Raw genomic sequence first — 20,089 nt, forward strand, 5'->3', positions numbered from 1 at the left:
AAATTTGTGTTATGATTTCGCAAACAGAAGAAAATTACCTCAAAGCCCTGTTTTCCTTAACTTCCCAGAGTGGGGAAACCAGTGTAAACGAAGTCAGTAAACATTTGGATTTAAAAATGCCTACGGTCAATAGTATGATTAAGCGTCTTGCAGAAAAAAACCTGGTGTTATATGAAAGTTACAAACCTCTAAAACTTACTAAAGAAGGCAAGAAACAAGCGGCGCTTATTGTTCGAAAACATCGTCTAACCGAATTATTTTTAGTTGAGAAAATGGGATTCTCCAGGGATGAAGTTCATAGTATTGCTGAGCAGATTGAGCATATTCAATCCCCTGAATTTTTTGAGAGAATGGATAAATTGTTAAGTTATCCTAAGATAGATCCGCATGGTTCTTCAATACCTGATAAAGATGGAAATATTGCATCAGATCATTATCTACCTCTCAGTACGTGCCACGCTGGTGATATAGTGACTTTAATGGCTCTGCAACAATCCTCAGAGCAGCTCCTACAATTTTTAAGCAGTAAAGAACTACCATTTGGATCAGTGCTGCAAATCCGCTTTTTGGAACTCTTTGATAACAGTATGGTCATCACTTATGGTCATAACAGAGAAGAAGTGCTAAGCCGTGAGGTCTGTGAGATGTTACTGGTACTTAAGTAAAGTAACAAAAATCAAAAGTTATAAATTATTGAGAATAACTTTTGATTTAATACCGATTATCCATAAGAAATTTATTGAGATACTTATAAACTCGCTATTTCTTATACAATCACGGTTTCATTATGTACCAGAAGGATACCTGTTTTTTCGTAGTTTGATTTTTTTATTCTAGTATGAACTTTTATGTTTATTTAAAATTTTGGACGGCCCGGGGTTTCATACGTTCCCTACCTACTAAAACTGCTGAGTCTATAATCTACTATTTTTATCTCATTGAATGTTACTTTGATGGTGATAACCACAAGATATAGCCCACTTTTCTTTTGTACTTAAAAATTTTTCACCACACTTTGCTGGGTTTTCTACCCCTATATTACATTTCCCCTTTTAATAAAATTATTCAATAGTACTGGAATCGGTATTGGTAGAGACAGTCTGTTTTTTACAACTCTGTTATTTGATAAAACAACCATATAGCTTATATAAGTGTTTGAAAATTAATACGGTGTATTTTAATAAAAATATTTGCAGCAAATTTTCTTTAACCTTAAAATCCCAAATACAAAAAATAAATACAAAATTATTTTGTTAGATTAATCTAACTTATTATTTTTGCTTATCTAAAATTTATATTTTGGACAGCGAAATCAAACTTTTCTTATTTATAAAGTCAGATAAAAAGTTAATTAAAGAGATATAATTTGTAGTCTGCTTGCTGTAAATAAAAATGGTAAAAACTATGTAAAGAGGGATAAAAAAGAGGATTATAATTTAAAATTAAAGAACAGAAAACAATGAAAATTACACAACAATTAGCAGCGCTCCCGTATGACAAAAATGCACTCCAACCTATTATTACTGAGGAAGCATTTGATTATCATTACGGGAAGCACCATGCAGCTTACGTAAACAATCTTGCCGGATTAGTGAAAGACACGGCACTGGAAGAAGCAACTGTTGAGCAGATCATTAAAACCGCTTTTATTGAAAATGACACAGTTTTGTTTAATAATGCAGCACAGCACTGGAATCACAGTTTTTTTTGGAACTGCCTGTCTGCCGACGGCGGAAAGCTTCCCAGCGGAAATATAGGGTATTTGATTAATCGGGATTTTGGAAGTTTTGAGCGTTTTCAAGAACAGTTTTCCACAACAGCCGTTAAGCTGTTTGGCAGCGGATGGGCATGGCTTGCCCTGAATGCGCAGAACAAGCTGGAAATACTACCCATGAAGGATGCAGCCACACCGCTAACCCAGAATAAAAAACCGATTCTAACTCTTGATGTCTGGGAGCATGCTTATTACATTGACTATCGAAATGCCCGTCCAAAATTTGTTGAAGCTTTCTGGGATATAGTAAACTGGGATTTTGCCAATCAAAATTTAAAGTAAGATGAACGACTCCTGTATACAACATATAGAAAATCACTGGAAATCACTTACGGTTTCCAATAATGAGTTTTTTAACCAGGGGCATTTTGAAAAGGCATTATCAGGCTACAAAGATGCACTTTACAGGGCTGAGATTCTTAATAATAATGTAGAGGACTGTCTGCGTTTGAAGATCCCCTTTATACAGGTATATATCATTTCGTGCAATAATCTGGCTAACACTTATGAGGATCTGGGTAAGAAAGAAGAGGCCGAAAACATGCTAAAGCGTGTGGTCTACTACCTGCTTCATTTGGCAGTTAATCCACTTGTAAAGCCCGATGAATTACAATCCGAACTCAGAATGGCTACCCTTGCTTACATACGTTTTGCGGAGAAAACCCATACCAAAAAGGACAAGCAGGAGCAGTTGTTTAAAGTCTTAAAAGAGCAACTCAAAAAGAACAATTTTATAAAAATCAATTAGAACTATGTGCAATTCAGTTAAAGAACTTATGAATCAACAACAAAATCAATCGATACAAAGAGGGCCTCTTACCATTGGGGATAAACTTCCCAAATTTTCCAAAAAGGCTGTGGTAAGTAAAGCCACTGGTGATGAAATCATCACAATGGACAATAAAACACTATCAGGGAAAGGACAGTGGACAGTATTGTTCTGGTGGCCCAAGGATTTTACATTTGTGTGTCCCACGGAAATTATGGAGTTTGATAAACGCAATGCTGAATTTGCAGCGCAAAACGCCACAGTGGTTGGGGCTTCAACAGATTCTGAATATGTGCATATGGGCTGGAGACAGAGTCATCCTGGTCTGGCAAAATTATCTATAGCACTTATTGCCGACACTTCGAAATCATTAGCCGAAGCAATGGGGATACTGGATAAGGAAGAAAAGGTAGCCTACAGGGCGACTTATATAATCGATCCCGACGGGATTATACAATGGCTGAGTATTTATCCAATGAATGTCGGCAGAAATGTCGATGAGGTGCTTCGTATACTTCATGCTTTGCAAACAGAGGAGCTTACTGCTTGCGGCTGGAGAGCAGGTGAAGAAACACTAACTTCCAAATTGAAGCAGGATAATGTTGCCTGATTACCTGCATGTGGAACTTAGATCCTACCTCAGGAAACAAAATATTCCTGCTGATGCAGATCATATCGCCATAATGGCCAGCCGGGAGCAGGCGGCCCGCTACGATTTTCAAAAAACCCTCGACAGAAACATAAAAAGGGCATTTTCAAAAAATGAAGTTACGATGATTACTTCTTTAGGGGATAAAAGAAGCTTTATTATTATCATTCCAAAGAAAGATGCCGAGAGCATCCGACTTGCCGGTGCTCTTATATATGAAACACTCGATAAGGAACAATCACAGTCGGCAGTATTCAGCGGACTGGATGAGCTTCAACCCAAAGACCGTTATGTATTGCTGGAGGGTATGTTACTAAGCAGTTATAAGTTCACCAAATACAAAACAGCTCAGCAAAAATCGGTATTTAAAGTATATGTGCGCAATCGATCATTTTCAAAGGAGAAAATTAAAGAGCTTTCCCTGCTTGTTCAATGTATATCATTTACAAAAACACTGGTCAATGAGCCTCCTAATTATATGGATGCGCTGAAGTTTTCTCAGAAGGCAAAAGAGGCAGCACTGCTTTTTGGATTTGAAGCCCAGATATTGCGCATAAAGGAAATCGAAGAACTGAAGATGGGTGGTCTGCTTGCTGTGAATAAGGGATCCGATACACCGCCTACTTTCAATGTTTTAACTTATAAACCTGACGGGGCTGTAAATGCCAGACCACTGGTACTAATAGGTAAAGGTGTCATGTTTGACACGGGCGGATATTCTCTTAAAGCAGCAGGTGCCATGTCTGGCATGAAATGCGATATGGCGGGAGGTGCTGCTGTTTTGGGAACCCTTGCTGCAATAGCTGGGAACAAACTGCCTTACTATGTAATTGGATTAATACCGGCAACCGATAATAAAATCTCATCTGAGGCTATGGTTACTGATGATATTATCACGGTCATGGATGGTACAACAATAGAGGTGGATAATACGGATGCCGAAGGACGTTTACTGCTGGCCGATGCCCTTACATACGCCAGAAGATTTGATCCTGAACTTGTATTTACTGTGGCCACACTTACTGGCGCTTCGGCAGCAATTACCGGCTCGTTCGGCATTGCAATGTTCGGTAACGAGCAGCAGCAGATGGACGCTTTAAAAATAACAGGAGAAGAAGTGTACGAAAGGCTGTTGGAATTACCACTGTGGAAAGAATATGCCGCTTTGCTCAAATCCGACATTGCTGATTTCAGGAATATTGGAGGGCCAGTGGGCGGAGCGAGTACAGCAGCAAAATTTCTGGAGCATTTTACTCATTTTCCATGGCTTCATTTAGATATTGCCGGAGCAGCTTTTTTAAAAGAAGCCGCCGGATACAGGCAAAAAGGAGCAACAGGTGTGCCAGTAAGACTGTTATACAGTTTTATCGAAACAAAATGTAATGTTCTTAGCTGTAAGGTACATTTTTAATGCTGTAAGGATTGGTCTTATGAAAATATAGATAACATAAATAAAAATTACAGCAATGAATCTACCAATTTACGGGTACGGAAACCAAGTACTAAAAAAACAGTCACAGCACGTTGAAAAGGGCTTTTCGGATTTAAATATTCTCATTGCAGATATGTGGCAAACCATGGCAGACGCTTGTGGGTGTGGTCTGGCAGCATCTCAGATTGGAAGGCCCATTCAATTATTTGTTGTAGACAGTGCACTTTTATACTGCAATATGAATCAGAGTGAGACAGATGAATTTTTTGAAGCCGGAGACAGAGGAATACGTGAAGTATTTATCAATGCTCAAATCATCAGTCAATCAGATCGAAAGTGGGAAGATATCGAAGGATGCCTGAGCGTGCCGTATCTTTCAGGAAAAGTCAGTCGTCCGTGGAGTATCAATGTACGGTATCAAAATGAGCAATTTGAACTTGTGGAAAAAGAATTCAGCGGCATGACTGCGCGTGTAATCTTACATGAATATGACCACACACAAGGTGTGCTGTATATCAATAGGCTAAAGCCGGGTTTCAAAATGCTGCTGGAAACCAGACTCAAACTATTGTTAAAGGGAAAAGTATACACGCCTTATAAAATGAAATTCTAAAAAGGAGCTAAAAGGCAGCTTTGGAGGATTTCATCAATTTTTAATAACAATATTTAAACCGGATCTAAAAATTTACAATTACTAAAGGAATGAGTTCAATTAATAATTACAACTATTTGCCATGAAATTAATATTAATTCGTCACGGACAATCACAGTGGAATCTGGAAAATCGTTTTACAGGATGGCAGGACGTCGATATTACAGAACTTGGTAAAAGGGAAGCTCATATGGCAGGGATGCTGTTGAAGGGCGAAAAAATAGATGTGTCGTTTTCATCAACTTTGGTAAGGGCAAACCATACATTAAGCATTATACAAGAGGTCTGTGGTTTAAAGGAGATTCCAGTTTACAGGCACCAGGCTTTAAATGAGCGCTGCTATGGAGATTTGGAAGGGCTTAACAAGGATGAAACTGCCCGGCAATATGGAAAAGAACAGGTTCATATATGGAGGAGATCCTTTGAGACCGCTCCGCCCAACGGAGAGAGTCTTAAAGATACCTGTGACAGGGTAATTCCTTATTTTGAATCCCATGTAAGACCTGTATTGCGGGAGCGGAAAAATGTTCTGATTGTAGCCCATGGAAACAGTCTCAGGGCACTGATTATGTATCTGAAAAAGTTTTCTGCCGAGGAAATTCTGAAATGGGAAATTGCAACAGGAAAGCCGCTGATTTACATTTTTGATGATGAATGTCAAAACGATGGAAATTTTGAAACGGTGACAAGCAGCTGGATTTCTCCGCTGGATACACAATAGAAACTCAAGATGTATACATTTAAGTTGTACTAAGAAAAGTAAAAAACAACCTTGTGAGTTTCATTTTTAATTTTGTTTTATTTTTTTTGGTTGTTGACCGCAATTAGTGATAATTGCGGTTTTCTTTTTTAGTTCTAGTTCTGCTACAGTTTCTTAAGATACTTAATAGATAACCTTTTTATCACAATACAGCAATTATCCAGAACTTATTGATGGAACGGGCTTTCGCAAACTCCCTAATAAAATAGAGGGGGCCCTTTAGTTGCAATTAGAAAATTGATCAGACTGTATAATGTTTCGAACCTAAACTTCTTATAATTTTATTTTGCTGTGCTTTTACTTTTTCAAAATGCAATGTTCCACGATTTTGCCACAAAATTTAATGTACTTAAAATTTTAAAATCTTCTTTTATAAAATTCTTTTGACTGACTTTTATGTGGTGCGGAATCGCCGTTCTGCAAAAGACATGTTAGCAGCTATGCTTAAAAATTTGATAAAAGAAGATTTTGATCAGATCGCCGAAATTAATCCAAAGCAGTTCTAAAAAACATATCACGCGATTGCTTTTTTATTGAAAATAATCTAGTTTTTTGACAAAAATTAAGAATTTTGTCATACTTTTATAATTAGAAATGTAGTATTTTTAGTGTATTTTTAATACAGTAGCATGAATAACGTACAAACAATTGCTAAGAAAACCAATTCTAAAATATTGGAAAAAGAAAACTATTTTAAGTCGCTCTTAATTTTTGTTTTTTTAAAATAGATTTCAAAAATAATTATAATCCTCATTTTTTATAATTATAAAGTTTTCAGAAATACTTTATACACCTTTTTTGCTTTTCTATTCAAGATTAAAATAAGTAACAAATATAAAAATTATGAAAAACGATTTATTGACAAACAGAATGTTCTTTCGACTCAAAAAAGCAACCTTTCCTTTATTTATTGTAGTTGTTATTTTGACTGATGTTAGTGTAAACGCTGCTGAGAATTTAGACAGCAAAAAAAACAGAAATTCAACTTTTAAAAAAACAGAAATTGATATTGTAAAAGGAAAAGTTACCGACGAAACTGGTGCTTCCTTACCTGGTGTTAGCGTTTTGGTAGTTGGTACCAAAAAAGGAGCCGTAACCGATATTGACGGAAATTATGTTATTGAAGCCAAAATTGGTGATGTTCTGCAATTTTCGTATGTAGGTTTAGAAACAAAAAACGTAACTGTCAACGAAGCTGTTGTAAATATTACATTATCGGGAGGAAATGGTGAAACGCTGCAAGACGTAGTTGTTATTGGCTCGCGTAATCCTACCAGAACAGTAACAGAATCAGCCGTTCCTATAGATGTAATTGCAATGAAAGATATTGCTACGCAAGGTGCACAAACCAATTTAAATCAGATTTTGAATATGGTGGCGCCCTCGTTTACTTCCAATACCCAAACTGTAGCTGATGGAACTGACCATCTTGACCCTGCGCAATTAAGAGGTTTAGGTCCTGATCAGGTATTGGTTTTATTAAATGGAAAAAGAAGACATACCTCATCATTGGTAAACATTAACGGGACGCCGGGAAGAGGATCTGTAGGGACAGATCTCAATGCTATTCCGTCTTTTGCCCTTGAAAAAATTGAAGTTTTAAGAGATGGAGCTTCTGCTCAATATGGATCAGATGCGATTGCGGGCGTGATCAATCTTAATATAAAAAAAGACACTAAAAAACTCGATATCAATCTCTTTTCAGGAAGTAATTTTTCGAGAAATGCGAACGATCACAGAGGCGGTAATGACGGTAACCATTATCAATTGGATCTAAACTATGGTACAAATTTAGGTAAAGAAAAAAGCTTTATTAACTTAACAGGAAGCTTACAATTACGCGATGCCACGAGCAGGGCTAATGATGCAACAGGTACAATTTACAATGCTTATAACGCTATTGAACAAAGAGCTTCGGAAGACGGAATTAATATCAATTCTCTTTTTGGAAATATTTCTAACACACCCAATTCTACTCAAATCATCAATACAATAAAAGGATATGCACCGCAAGTAAGCTACTTTACAGGGGCACAACAAACTGCGATCAGCAATGCGACCACTATTCCGCAATTGCAAACCGCTTTAAACTTTGATGCCACCGATGGAGAACTAGCGTATAGAAATCTTGAAAGAAAGAATTTTAATATGAGAATCGGTCAGTCTTCGTTTGAAAGTGTTCAGTTCTTTTTGAATGCTGCTTATCCTATAAATGACAAATTGGAAGTTTATGTATTTGGAGGAACCAGTTACAGAGAAGGTGAATCTGCCGGCTTTTACAGAAGACCTAATCAATCCAGATCGTACACAGGCTTGTATTTAGATGGTTTTTTACCTGAAATTCATTCGACAATAAATGATCTTTCTGCGGCAGCAGGGCTAAGAGGAACCATTTTCAAAGATTGGAATTTTGATTTGAGTAATACGTATGGTCGAAATGCCTTTGATTATAATATAGAAAACACCGTAAATGCAACCTTAAGAGAGGGCTCTCCCGATGAATTTGATGCAGGAGGTTTGCGTTTTACCCAAAACACTACGAATTTTGATATGAGTAAAAAATTCGGCACACTAAACGTTGCTTTTGGTGCTGAATACCGTTATGAAACATACGGAATTAATGCCGGAGTTCCTGATTCTTACAATCAATATGATATAAATGAAAATGTCGTTACAGGAACAACTCCAGCCAATATTCGGGTTACTGACTTCTTTGGCGCTGCAAGGCCTGGAGGAGCTCAGGTTTTTCCGGGATACAGAGCAGAAAATGCAAAAGAAGAAAATAGAAACAGTTATGCTTTTTACACAGATTTAGAATGGGATATTACGGATAAGTGGTTATTGAATGGCGCTGTTCGTTTTGAAAATTATTCTGATTTTGGAAATACAACCAATTATAAAATAGCAACTCGTTATAAATTAACAGATAATATCAATTTACGTGGTGCTTTTTCAACTGGATTTAGAGCGCCTTCTTTACACCAAATTTATTACGAATCAACAGCTACGCAATTTACAGGAGGCGTTCCTTTTGAAGTAGGAACTTTCAGTAATGATTCTAAAATTGCCGAACTTCTAGGAATTCCTAAACTGAAACAGGAAGAATCTACAAGTTACAGCGCCGGATTTACGGCTAAAATTCCTTCTGCGAATATTACCATAACTGCCGATGCTTATTACATAAAAATAGACGACAGAGTTGTACTTACAGATCAATTTACTCCAACACCAGTTACGCAGCCTTTATATGATCAGGCGAGTGCGAATGCGGCAACTTTCTTTGCCAATGCCATAGATACCGAATCAAAAGGAATTGATGTTGTGATTACCAACAAGCTTAACTTAAATGAAAATATGACTCTGAAAAATGATTTATCAGGAACTTTTTCGAAGACCCGTCAGGTAGGCCAAATTCATGCCTCACCAGTCCTTGAAGCTGCAGGTCAGGTAAATACTTATTTTTCTGAATCATCCAGAATTTATTTGGAAGAAGCGATACCAAGAGTAAAAGTAAACCTGACCAACAATCTTACTTATAAAAAATTAGATTTCTTTTTGAGAAATGTTTATTTTGGAGAAGTTACAGATCCAAACGTCGCGGATGTAAATGGTGATGGTTTTGTAGGCGCGACTATTGTAAATGGCAAAGCCGTAGAAAATGAGCATCCTGTTTGGGGAGGTAAAATTATTACTGATTTTTCTGTTGGTTTTAAAATTTCTGCTATTACCAAAGTCGTAATTGGTGCCAATAATATTCTTGACATTTATCCGGACAAAAATTTAGCGCCACAAACGGCAAGAAGAGCTACTGGTGTTGATGCAGGTGGAAATGTCACGTATGCCCCGGCCGCAACTGCTATCGACTTATCCAATCAAAATCAATTTGTATATTCCAGAAATGTATCTCAATTTGGTCAAAACGGACGCTTTGTTTTTGCAAGATTAAGTTTTAGTTTCTAAATTTTGTAATTCATTTACTAAGAGAGACCGTCAGCATTCAATTGCTGACGTTTTTTTTATACATTTTCGTCAAAAAAAATCAAACTTATATCTTTGTAATCAGAACTGTTATTCAACAAAATGGTTTGCAAGTAAGCATAAATTTGCAATGTTAGGCTAATCATGAGGTAGATTTGTAACACAGATAACGCTTTGAAAGATCCTGATTTAGTTAGTTAAGCCATTTTGAATTTGATAAAATAGTTAGTGAAGCAACGACATTTTGATAACATCAAGGTAAACGCGTCTTCTATTGGCGTTTATAATATACAGTTTCGAACCTAAGCTCACTAGTACTTAATTTTGCTGTGTTTCCATTTTTCAAAATACAACTGTGTCACGATTCTGCCACAAAACTCTGCATTCTATTTTTTTTCTTTTTTTCAATTATTTGTAGAGCTGCAGATTCGAACCCAAATTATGCATTGCTTATCAACATTGAATTTCTATTTTTCAAAAACTCTTGCGCCACGATTCTGCCACGAAACTTAAATATGTGAAATATCTTTAAACACCGTCTTAAATTTTTGTGGAAAAAAAGGTATCACTTCCATTATTTTTTTTGTTCATTTTTTTCCTTTAATCTTTTCGCATTCTTTAGGCTATTATTAAGCATCCACTCAATCTGACCATTGACACTACGAAATTCATCACTAGCCCATTTTTCAATTGCTTTCATCGTTTCTGAATCAATTCTTAATGCAAATGACTTTTTTTCAGACATCTTTTATTGATTTAAAGTACCGGTATTTATTACAGGTTTAGTTTCACTATCGCCACAAAGTACAACCATTAAATTACTTACCATTGTCGCTTTTCTATCTTCATCAAATTCTATAATTTCTTTATCGGCTAAAAGTTTTAAAGCACTCTCAACCATACCCACGGCGCCTTCTACAATTTTATGACGTGCCGCAACCACAGCCGAAGCTTGTTGTCGTCGTAACATCGAATGAGCTATTTCGGGAGCATAAGCTAGATATCCTATTCTAGATTCTATTACTTCTATTCCGGCAATTTCCAATCGTTGCGTCACTTCATGTTCAAGTGCAATGTTAACATCATCAAAATTAGTACTTAATGTTACGGTTGCTCTCTCATCTTCAAAATGGTCATATGGAAAAGAACCTGCAAGTTTTCGAACAGCCGAATCCGTTTGAATTCTAATGAATGTCTCATAGTTGTCAACTTCAAACGTAGCCTTAAATGTATCTTTAACTTTCCAAACTAATATAACACTAATTAAAATAGGATTCCCCATTTTATCATTAACCTTAATTTTTTCGCTTTCAAAGTTTCTAGCACGCAAAGATAAACTAGTTTTATTATAAAGTGGATTTACCCAAAATAAACCACTTTGCTTAATACTTCCTTTATAATTTCCAAATAACAATAAGACTTTTGAGCTATTGGGACCTATTACAATAAAACCCTTTGTTAAAACAACAGATAGCAGAAGTGCAACTACTGCTAATATAACGTTGTTTGAGATAAAGCCATAAAAGGCTGTAGTGATTGATAATAATAGAATGACAATGACCAAATAGCCATTAAAGGGTATTAAAACTTTTTCTGTTTTCATAATAAGTAATATTTAAATGATATTAAATTGATATCATAAAGATATGTAATATTCTAATGCAAAAACAAATTTTTTAATATAACTTATAAGTTCAAAAATAAGAGAAGAGGTGGAATTAAAGTATAAATAATGCCGATAACACAGATTTGAAGTTTCTGTTCCTATAGAAAATCTAAAAGTACTAATAACAAAAAAAGCTCCAGATTTCTCTGAAGCTTTGTCGTAGTAGCGGGAACGGGATTTGAACCGAATTAATCATTGGGATTTTTCCATAAATTTTCATTAATGATTTTGTGAGCAAAATAAATCTTAGTCGTGTAGAATTGCACTTTTTTACGTTGTATCTTACTTGTACCTCAAATCAATTTTACTTGGTAATAGTTGGAAACTTAATTTATGGAAGTGTAATTAGCATTATTTACTTTTATGATCTTCAAGTCCATTTATGAAACGGACTTTTTTATCTCTTTTTTGTAAAATTTAGGATACTTTTTTTTGTAGGTTTTTACTGTTTTTATGTCCCGTAGGGTGACCTCTACGATACAAATTCCAAATCATTTTATGCAAGATTTAAAGAAATTGGCATATTTTTAAGAATATATTGTAAGATAAATTTTAAAAATATGTTTTTAATCGGTTTAATGCCCTGTAGAGGTTAAAATGTTATAAAGACGATATTTCATAATAAAATTCAATTTTTAGAAGAACATTATATCAGAATGAAATTCTCAAGCATAATGAGATTATTAGTCATAAATTGAATTCAAATAATATTTAAAATTAAATAAATAATTTTAGAAAATGAACGTCAAAATTTGTTGATGATAGCAATATAATTTTATGGTTCGAAGATTTTATCGACCAACATAAGTCGCCATCTCTAACGCTATTTGATTTTGGAGTTTTTTCATTTCAATTACTCATTGTTCTATTTAAGCGTAAAATGTATTTATTTAAACTACATACCGATTGGCTATTGAAGCGACTTTTATATTATTACTATAATTTTTTTTCGGAAACAATTGGATCTAAAGATATTTGCTTGTAAATAATTAAAAAACAGGTATTTATACCTGTTTTTTTAAAATAAAAAAAACTTTATTTTTGAATGAATTGGATGAGGATTTTTATTTTTTTAGGTTAAACAACTATTCATTCCTTTAATACAACTAATTAACTGAAAATCAATATAATTATTTGATATCTATTATTAGTTTTTTATTAATCTCTTTCAAAATTCATTTATGAGGACTAGAAATACAGCATTACCAAAATGGCTCTATATAACATTGGCTTTAGCGTCAATGTTCGCAGTAATTTACTTTACAAATAAATTGCTTGAAAGCGAAAAAACAGCCACTCAGCAATCTTTTTTCTTCTTGCTTCTATCTTTTGGAGTTTGCGTTGCTATATTAATATTTAGTATAACTGAAATTGTAGCGGACGTAAACGGGCAGGCTCTTGGTTTTCAAATAAAGGCCGGAGGGCCTTTTGGAGCATTTGTAATTGTAGTAATATTGGGTTTGTTTTTTAATAGTTTAGATGACCAGAAAACCCTTAATGTGCAGATACAGGGAAGTAAAGGTTTACCTGATATACCAATTAAAACGCTTGATAATGGTTTGATCCTTATCCCCTCCAATAATAATAAACCTATAGTTGCAGATGTTGACTCCAAAGGTGTAGCCTCTTTTGAATTAGCGAAAGGATATTATGAAGACAGTATCCAATTTAAGCTTTCAAACAATGAATTTAAAATAGAAGGTAAAAGTAAATTTTTAATTACTGAAAGTAAATCTATTACATTATTTGTTAGTAAGGAAAAGACCAAGTTCGTGTTTAAATTTTATTCTAGAAACGAAGAAGAACCTTTAAAGGGCATTCGTGTTGTAAGTGAAGAATTAGCCTTGGATGCTATTTCGAATAACTATGGTACAATAACGCATTTAGCGGACGTTACTAATATAGAAACATATCATTTTCAAATTGTTTCCGCAAACTATGCTTACAAGGGCAATAAAGAATACTATATAAATCAAACAAAACCGTTATTTTATCTCGATGAAAAATAATTTGTGGAAAATATTATGGTTCGTAGTTTTAATGTATAATCCCTGTCTTGGACAAACAAACTTTGAGCTAAAAGAATCCATTGGAAATGAGTTATTGATCTTGCCAAATGCGGTTGGTGATTTTGTTGGAATCGATCAAAAGATCAATCATGCTTACCATAAGGGTTTACTACGGATCAGTTTACCTGATAGCTTATACATGAAGAAAAGAATTCAATTAAAATTCTTTAAAAAAACGGACTATTATTTTTGGAATCCTCCATATGGTAATGTTAATTTATATATGGATAAAACCCAGACTCACACATTAATATTTAAACGAGGTAATGAAGTGTTTTTAAGACCAGAAAAATTTAAATCTGACTCTTTATCGGTTATAAATGCAATTTACAATCAGAATATACAGGATATCAAAAATTTTGCAAAAATGAACAATAGTGAAAAGCAAAAATACAAGGATGTATTTTTTAATAAGCTAATTGCTAAATATAATAACAAAAAAAAATACAGATCAGTAATTAAGAATATAAGTTTTTTTCTCGATAATCAAGACCTCATAAGTGCGTGTGATGTATTGGAAAATGATTTAGGCTTTGTAGAAACCGAATCTGCGAACCATGCTTATTATGGTGCGTATTTATTCTCTAATCGCGGTAAAGAAATTGGGTTAATTTGTAAAGCTATATTAGCAAGCGATATAAAAAGTACCTTTTCATCTATTGAAATCCAAAATATTCAAAATATTTTAAGATTTATGGATGATCCAGAAATATTACTATCTTTTGATGTGAAGGTGGATTTGCAATTATTTTCACAGTCTATTAAAAATTTTATTAGGGTAACAATTGATAAACAGCAGCCCAGTCCACTAAAATTAATAAAAGTTACGAAGCCATTTTTTGGCGGTAATCTTGAATTAACTTCAATAGCAGATGGCTTAGCTAGATTTCTTTCTGAGAGAATTGAAGAGGAATTTAATAGAGACATCTTTAGCAACGTGTTACTTTCCAATAAGGATCTCATTGATTTTTTTCCTGAAACCTACGCTCTTGTGGAAACAGCAAAAAAAAATCAATTTTGGACAATTAAGGATTTGCAAAGTGCATCAAATATTGATATTGAAAATTTACCTCTAAATATTTTAAAATGGAATAAAAAACAGTTGTTAGGTGTAGAAAATCAATACAGCGTGGCATATGAAAATATCTATACAATTTTAGAGAGTGATAATATTGAGAATGTTTTTAGTTTAGAAAATGATTCAATTCAACAAATAGGTCTTGCAAATTTAATATACAAAAATATATCTAATACCATATCTCAGCAGCATTTGCTTTCTCTTTCAGAACTGAATAATCTAAATAGCCAAGGGAGAAAATATTTTTATTCTTTACTTTTTGTACAATCACCTAAATTGTATAAAAGTCTTACTGCAGCTAGAGATGCTGTAAGGAATGATTTTTTATCTAAGACACCTTTATCATTTGAAGAAAGAGCTTTCGATTTCTTTAACAAGTTAACTGAAATAAGCAAACTCTATAATGATTATAAGATAGATCGAAATGTAAAGGAAAATTTCAAAGGTAATGTGAAGGAAAATGTAAAGGAAAATGCGAAATGGCTAAATAGGATTTATTTAAAAGTATATAAAGATTTTTATTTTGAAGATGAACTTAAAAATAATGAATTGACTGAGCTACAAGAATATTCTTTAAAAGTCATTAATTTTATCCAAGGTTCTAGAATGAAAACATCGCAACCTTTTTTAATGGATTTGAGTGATATTTTATATATGCCTTTAAAGGGGCATTTAACTGATGAGTTTGAGAACAAAAACAATAAAATTAAAGTAGATCATCAATTATCAACTATAAATTCAGTAGTTAAATTAAATTTTGTTTTTACAGCAATGAAAGAAGCGAAGAATATTGATGAAGTTTTAAATGTTATTGAAACTATTAGTCTTCCCTCAAAAGCAACCACTTATAAATCGTATAGTAATTTAACTGTTTCAATTCAATCCTATCCGGGAATTGCATATGCCATTAATAAAAATAATCAATTTATTAGCCCTACAATACCTCTTGGAGTTGCACTTACAAAAAAAACAAATAATGAAAAACTATATGAAAATTATAGTAAATTTAGTGATTACAAAAAAAATCGAAATGCTTCCCCAAGTTCGTATTTCAGTCTTTTCTTATATGTTTTTGATCTTGGAAATCCATTCTCTTTTAATTTAAATAGCGAGCGCAAAAACTTTCCAAGATTAAAGAGTGAGGCTTTATTTAACCCTGGTTTGAAACTAGGTTACACAATATCTAATTTTCCTTTATCGTTTATGGCTGGAGTGGATTATAATTTAGATTATAATGGCAAAAGAGAATTTTTCACATCAATTTCTTTAAATTTTGACCTCCCATTGTACTACCTGCTAAAGAATTAAGATAAGGAATTCAGTGTATTGACGATTAATATGTAATACAGTGTAAAAAACTGCTTACTTATTGTAAAACGCTTCTTAAATTCAGAATTATAGTATTTTTTTAGTACTTTAAATAAATGGTTCTCCGATAAGGCAGTAAAAAATATTATTTTTAGATTTTATATACTGCTTATGAAAACAGTTACTTTTACAAGATTAGAATTGTACGATCTGGTCTGGAAAAAGCCTATGGGTTTGATCAGCAAATTGTATGGTATTTCCAATTACAGCATCCGTCAGGCCTGCACCACACTCAAGGTACCGCTGCCTCATGCGAGCTATTGGATACAGCTTAAACACGGCTACACCTGGACTTCCAAACTCTCAGAGCCATATGACGGTCCCGAATCGGTTGAGATCCTAAGAAAGAAATATGAAACCAACATTCCGGTACCTTCACCTTTAGTGGCACTGACCAAGGAAATAGATAAGGATCCCAAGGCACCGCTGAAGGTACCCAATGAACTCACCAAAGCGCACAGACTCATTCAGATTACCAAAGAGAGCTGGGACAAACGAGATAAAAAGAAAAACAACTGGGAGCGAGGTCCGGCAGGACTCTATTTAAGTGTTGCCGATGCGCATATGCCCAGGGCGCTGCGCTTTATGGATGCGCTGATCAAACTTCTCGAATACCGCGGGCATGAATTCCAAAAGAACCAGTATCATGGTACCGTGGCAGTGGTAGACGGCATTGAAATCGAACTTGATCTTCGAGAAGCCACCAAGCGGGTACCTGCTACGGGCGGGTACAGCGGAACGGAGCTTGTCCGGACAGGGGCCTTTATTGTTAAGGTCGGAAAATATTCCGAAGAGAAGGAGTGGAAAGACGGTGCTACAGTAGTTGAAGAGCTTTTAGCCAGAATCGTTGCTAAACTGGAGCTTATGGCAAAGGCCAAAAATGAGAGGAAGGAAACATCGCGTCTAAGGCAAGTCGAACGAGATAAAGAAGAGGTTATTGAAAAAGCGATAGCCGTAAGGCGTCAGGAGGAAAAAGACGGTTTTAAAATGCTGCTTCTAAACGCAGAGCGTTCTGATCAGGCCGAGCGTCTTCGAAGGTATGTAAGGCTGGTAGAAGAATCTGCAGATTCTGAGGAGCAAAAGCAGTGGCTTGAATGGGCCAGAGCGAAAATCAACTGGATGGATCCACTGGTGAATGCGAAGGATGCCATCTTCATGGATGATGATCTGCAGCACTATTCCCAATGGTAAGGGGCGCTACAGGGCGCCCTCATCTGCAAAGGAGTAGTAGGATTCAGAAGTGATGATCAGATGATCCAAAAGTTTGATATCCAGCAGTTCTCCGGCTTCTTTAATTCTTTTGGTATAAAATTTATCGGCCTCGGAAGGTTTGAGACTGCCGGAGGGATGGTTGTAGGCAATCATGATATTGGTGGCATTGGCTTTGAGGGCTGCCGAGAAAATCAGGCGGACATCTACTACAGTTCCGGAGATGCCTCCTGAGGACATTTCGTAGAGTCCAAGGACTTTGAAGGACTGATTGAGAAACAGGATTTTGAACTGTTCGAAATATTCTATTTTACCAGAGTCCCAAGAGGACAATAGTACTTTATAGGAATCCCTGGAGGATTTGATCTGCGGTCTTTGGGAGGCTTTGACTTTGGATTTGTAAATCAGTTCTACTTCTGAGACGATGTGCCAGTCTGGGTTTTGATGTGTTTCCATGATACTATATTTTAAGATTAATTATAGCACCCGCATCGGGCTGGGAGAAGCAAGCGCAAAAAGCAACGCAATAAAGTGAGACGAAGGCCTCACATTTATGGGGGAATTTTTTGCTGCGAACCGCTCGCGCTGCCCGAACTTTGTGATAGAATTCACCGAAAAATGATATAATGTTCTGTGGATCTGGAAAAAAAGAAAACAGACCATCCTCTACAACCGCGCTTGCTTACTGAAACCTCATGGGACTCTAGGAAATAGCAAATCCTAAAAATCCCTGCCAGCTTCAGAGGTTCTGCAACCAAAGCAAAACCTATAGTCCTCTACAGAACCTTAAAGTGTCTGACGCGCGCCAAATAGGGACAGACCTCCAATTAGTCTGTCCCCATAGGACTATCAGTTTTCAAGAATAGCACTTCCTTTCAGAGCAAAGTCTCTGCAAAGATTAAAGGCGTCCTGTGAGCGCTGTTGTGCATTTCCGCCGAGTAGTACGGATTTGAGTCTGGCCTGCGGGTCTTTATAGGATTTCACGTTCTGGAAGTAGCCCGTTACGGCATTGTAGGTGCCAAAGAGCGTGCCTTCACAGGTGGCAGTGAGCTGGGTGTTGTCGCTCATGGCGTAGTTGTAGGCATTTTCCACGATGTTGGAAAAGACGGAAGACAGTTCTTCATACTGCTTGTTTTTAACATGGGAAAGTACTTCTTTGCTGGGTGCCAGCGCCATGGCAATGAGTTTTTTAACCTGGCTGTCGGTAATGCGCACGGTTGACCAGTGATTAAAAATATCCTCTAATCCTGAACTCATGCGGTCGCTGATTTCCATTACCTTGTGCGCCTGTTCCAGACGGGCACGGGCATTGGAGGTGTGGCGGATGCGCACGGTATTGCTTTGGTTTTTAAGCGCTGCATTCAGGGTATTGGCGCATACAATTCTAATCGGGGTAAAGGCTGCTGTGATGGAACCGCTCCCGTCGTGGGAGGTGGTGAGAAATAAATACTTCTCAATAAGGTCGTCTTTGCCTACACGGATGTAGTCGGGGAGTTTGGCGGTAATAAAGATGCGCTCGCCTTTGCCCAGAGCGCCTGCGGTTTCATAGAGGATGCCGTGCCCGCCTACAATGCTGTCAAAGAAGGTAAAAGCGTCTTTGTTCTGTACGATGTGGTAGTCTTTCCCCACGATCCCAAGCAGTTCGCGGGTATCGGTGCGCATGGTGGCGAAGTAGTCGCTTACAGGTTTGAACTCCTGCGCAAAGCCTTCTGCAAACAGCGGTCTTTTAACCACCTCATAGTCCAGCCCCGAATGCGCAATGGCTTCACTGCTGGTGGGATAGTCTGTTACAAGCTGACCAAGGCCGTGCCAAGGTTTTTCCTTTACGGAAAAGAAAGCATGTTTTTGTGTGATTTCATTGAAGTGGATTTGATGTGCCATGATGTAAAAATTTAAAGTGAAACAAGATTAAAAAGGAAGGTCGTCGGGATCTTCCGTGTTGTTATTGGAAGCAACTGCAGGCAGGGCGCCTATGGTTTCTTTTTTGGCAAAGGCCAGAATTTTAAGGTGGTTGACATGAAAGGTGATCGATCCGCGGGGATTGCCTTCGTTGCTTAAATACAGGCTGAGTCCGATACGCCCGAAAAGAGAGACAAGAGCACCTTTTTTAAGATAAGGCGCCACGTTAGGGGAGATCCAGTAATCACAATCAATATAGGTGGTGATTTCCCGCAGGGTGTCTGATCCTTTGGGCTTGTAGCTGTCGTTTAGGGCAATGCTGAAATTAATGACCTTTTTATCGGGTTTGATGCTGGCCACTTTAGCATCTCTGGTGAGTCTTCCTGTGATTTCCATAGTGTAGTTTTTTAAAGGTTTGTACTGCTTTTATTTTCGAGTCCGCTGATCCAGAGATTATTTTCAAAAGAAAAAACGGAAAAAAAGAAAGCAAGAAACCAGCAGTGACTGGAGACCACGGGCTATAAGTCCCGAAGGGTGGACAAGGGGAGCGCCGTCCATTATGCGCACGGGGTGATCAGGTGCTGCTATCTTAGCTGCCCTTTTGGTCCGTTTCGAATTGGAAATAGATAAACTGAAAGATTTTTATGGATTTAAACTAACGTATGGAAAAACAGGTAAATATACTTGTGATAGTTCTTGAAAGTAAGACTAAATTTAGCAAGAAATTAAATACCAAATTTTACAACTTGTAAGAAAGATAAAGCTTGTAGTTTATTTGTATTATCC

The 20,089-nt window shown here is 36.1% G+C and carries 16 protein-coding genes; 11 read left to right on the top strand and 5 right to left on the bottom strand.

Annotation, left to right across the window (positions count from 1 at the left end; genetic code table 11):
- Window positions 1-11 precede the first annotated feature (11 nt).
- From HAV12_RS11200 to HAV12_RS11235, 8 genes are all read left to right on the top strand, one after another.
- Window positions 12-665 (top strand): metal-dependent transcriptional regulator, encoded by a 654-nt coding sequence (locus HAV12_RS11200; protein WP_171569738.1) that lies wholly within the window; start codon window positions 12-14, stop codon window positions 663-665.
- A gap of 800 nt (window positions 666-1,465) precedes the next feature.
- A complete protein-coding gene (locus HAV12_RS11205; RefSeq protein ID WP_370528497.1) occupies window positions 1,466-2,056 on the top strand; it encodes a superoxide dismutase in 591 nt (196 codons plus the stop codon).
- A gap of 1 nt (window position 2,057) precedes the next feature.
- Complete coding sequence (locus HAV12_RS11210) at window positions 2,058-2,522, top strand: tetratricopeptide repeat protein (RefSeq protein ID WP_171569740.1); 465 nt, start codon at window positions 2,058-2,060, stop codon at window positions 2,520-2,522.
- Window positions 2,523-2,550: 28 nt separating this feature from the next.
- Window positions 2,551-3,153 carry a peroxiredoxin gene (locus tag HAV12_RS11215; RefSeq protein WP_240345269.1) on the top strand — a complete coding sequence of 201 codons (603 nt, stop codon included), beginning with the start codon at window positions 2,551-2,553 and terminating at the stop codon, window positions 3,151-3,153.
- Window positions 3,143-4,603, top strand: a complete 1,461-nt coding sequence (locus HAV12_RS11220; RefSeq protein WP_171569742.1) for a M17 family metallopeptidase — start codon at window positions 3,143-3,145, stop codon at window positions 4,601-4,603. The genes HAV12_RS11215 and HAV12_RS11220 overlap by 11 nt, the downstream gene beginning before the upstream one ends.
- A 55-nt stretch (window positions 4,604-4,658) precedes the next feature.
- On the top strand, window positions 4,659-5,237 hold the full coding sequence (locus HAV12_RS11225) for a peptide deformylase (protein WP_171569743.1): 579 nt from the start codon (window positions 4,659-4,661) through the stop codon (window positions 5,235-5,237).
- A 121-nt stretch (window positions 5,238-5,358) separates the two neighbouring features.
- Window positions 5,359-5,997, top strand: coding sequence for a 2,3-diphosphoglycerate-dependent phosphoglycerate mutase (locus tag HAV12_RS11230; protein WP_171569744.1), 639 nt, complete (start codon window positions 5,359-5,361; stop codon window positions 5,995-5,997).
- 882 nt (window positions 5,998-6,879) lie between these two features.
- A complete protein-coding gene (locus HAV12_RS11235) occupies window positions 6,880-9,996 on the top strand; it encodes a TonB-dependent receptor (protein WP_171569745.1) in 3,117 nt (1,038 codons plus the stop codon).
- Between the two features lie 592 nt (window positions 9,997-10,588).
- On the opposite strand, the gene HAV12_RS11240 is transcribed toward HAV12_RS11235, so the two are convergent.
- Complete coding sequence (locus HAV12_RS11240) at window positions 10,589-10,759, bottom strand: Arc family DNA binding domain-containing protein (protein ID WP_082564369.1); 171 nt, start codon at window positions 10,757-10,759, stop codon at window positions 10,589-10,591.
- 3 nt (window positions 10,760-10,762) lie between these two features.
- Window positions 10,763-11,617: an SPFH domain-containing protein gene (locus HAV12_RS11245; RefSeq protein WP_171569746.1), complete on the bottom strand. Its 855-nt coding sequence runs from the start codon at window positions 11,615-11,617 to the stop codon at window positions 10,763-10,765.
- A 1,244-nt stretch (window positions 11,618-12,861) separates the two neighbouring features.
- On the opposite strand from HAV12_RS11245, the gene HAV12_RS11250 reads away from it, so the two are divergent.
- The 3 genes from HAV12_RS11250 to HAV12_RS11260 all read left to right on the top strand — a co-directional run bounded on the left by HAV12_RS11250 (window position 12,862) and on the right by HAV12_RS11260 (window position 17,386).
- Entirely contained in the window at window positions 12,862-13,689 is an 828-nt protein-coding gene (locus HAV12_RS11250) for a hypothetical protein (protein ID WP_205423375.1), read from the top strand.
- Window positions 13,679-16,135 carry a hypothetical protein gene (locus tag HAV12_RS11255; protein ID WP_171569748.1) on the top strand — a complete coding sequence of 819 codons (2,457 nt, stop codon included), beginning with the start codon at window positions 13,679-13,681 and terminating at the stop codon, window positions 16,133-16,135. The genes HAV12_RS11250 and HAV12_RS11255 overlap by 11 nt, the downstream gene beginning before the upstream one ends.
- Before the next feature lie 171 nt (window positions 16,136-16,306).
- Window positions 16,307-17,386: a hypothetical protein gene (locus HAV12_RS11260; protein WP_171569749.1), complete on the top strand. Its 1,080-nt coding sequence runs from the start codon at window positions 16,307-16,309 to the stop codon at window positions 17,384-17,386.
- A gap of 6 nt (window positions 17,387-17,392) precedes the next feature.
- Here the strand turns inward: HAV12_RS11260 and HAV12_RS11265 are convergent, their stop codons facing one another.
- From HAV12_RS11265 to HAV12_RS11275, 3 genes are all read right to left on the bottom strand, one after another.
- Window positions 17,393-17,860, bottom strand: coding sequence for a RadC family protein (locus HAV12_RS11265; protein WP_171569750.1), 468 nt, complete (start codon window positions 17,858-17,860; stop codon window positions 17,393-17,395).
- Between the two features lie 393 nt (window positions 17,861-18,253).
- Window positions 18,254-19,285, bottom strand: coding sequence for a DUF932 domain-containing protein (locus HAV12_RS11270; protein ID WP_171569751.1), 1,032 nt, complete (start codon window positions 19,283-19,285; stop codon window positions 18,254-18,256).
- Between the two features lie 27 nt (window positions 19,286-19,312).
- Entirely contained in the window at window positions 19,313-19,699 is a 387-nt protein-coding gene (locus HAV12_RS11275) for a single-stranded DNA-binding protein (protein WP_171569752.1), read from the bottom strand.
- Window positions 19,700-20,089: the final 390 nt, after the last annotated feature.

Origin of the sequence: Flavobacterium sp. CLA17 (assembly GCF_013112255.2) — a bacterium.
Classification (GTDB): domain Bacteria; phylum Bacteroidota; class Bacteroidia; order Flavobacteriales; family Flavobacteriaceae; genus Flavobacterium; species Flavobacterium circumlabens.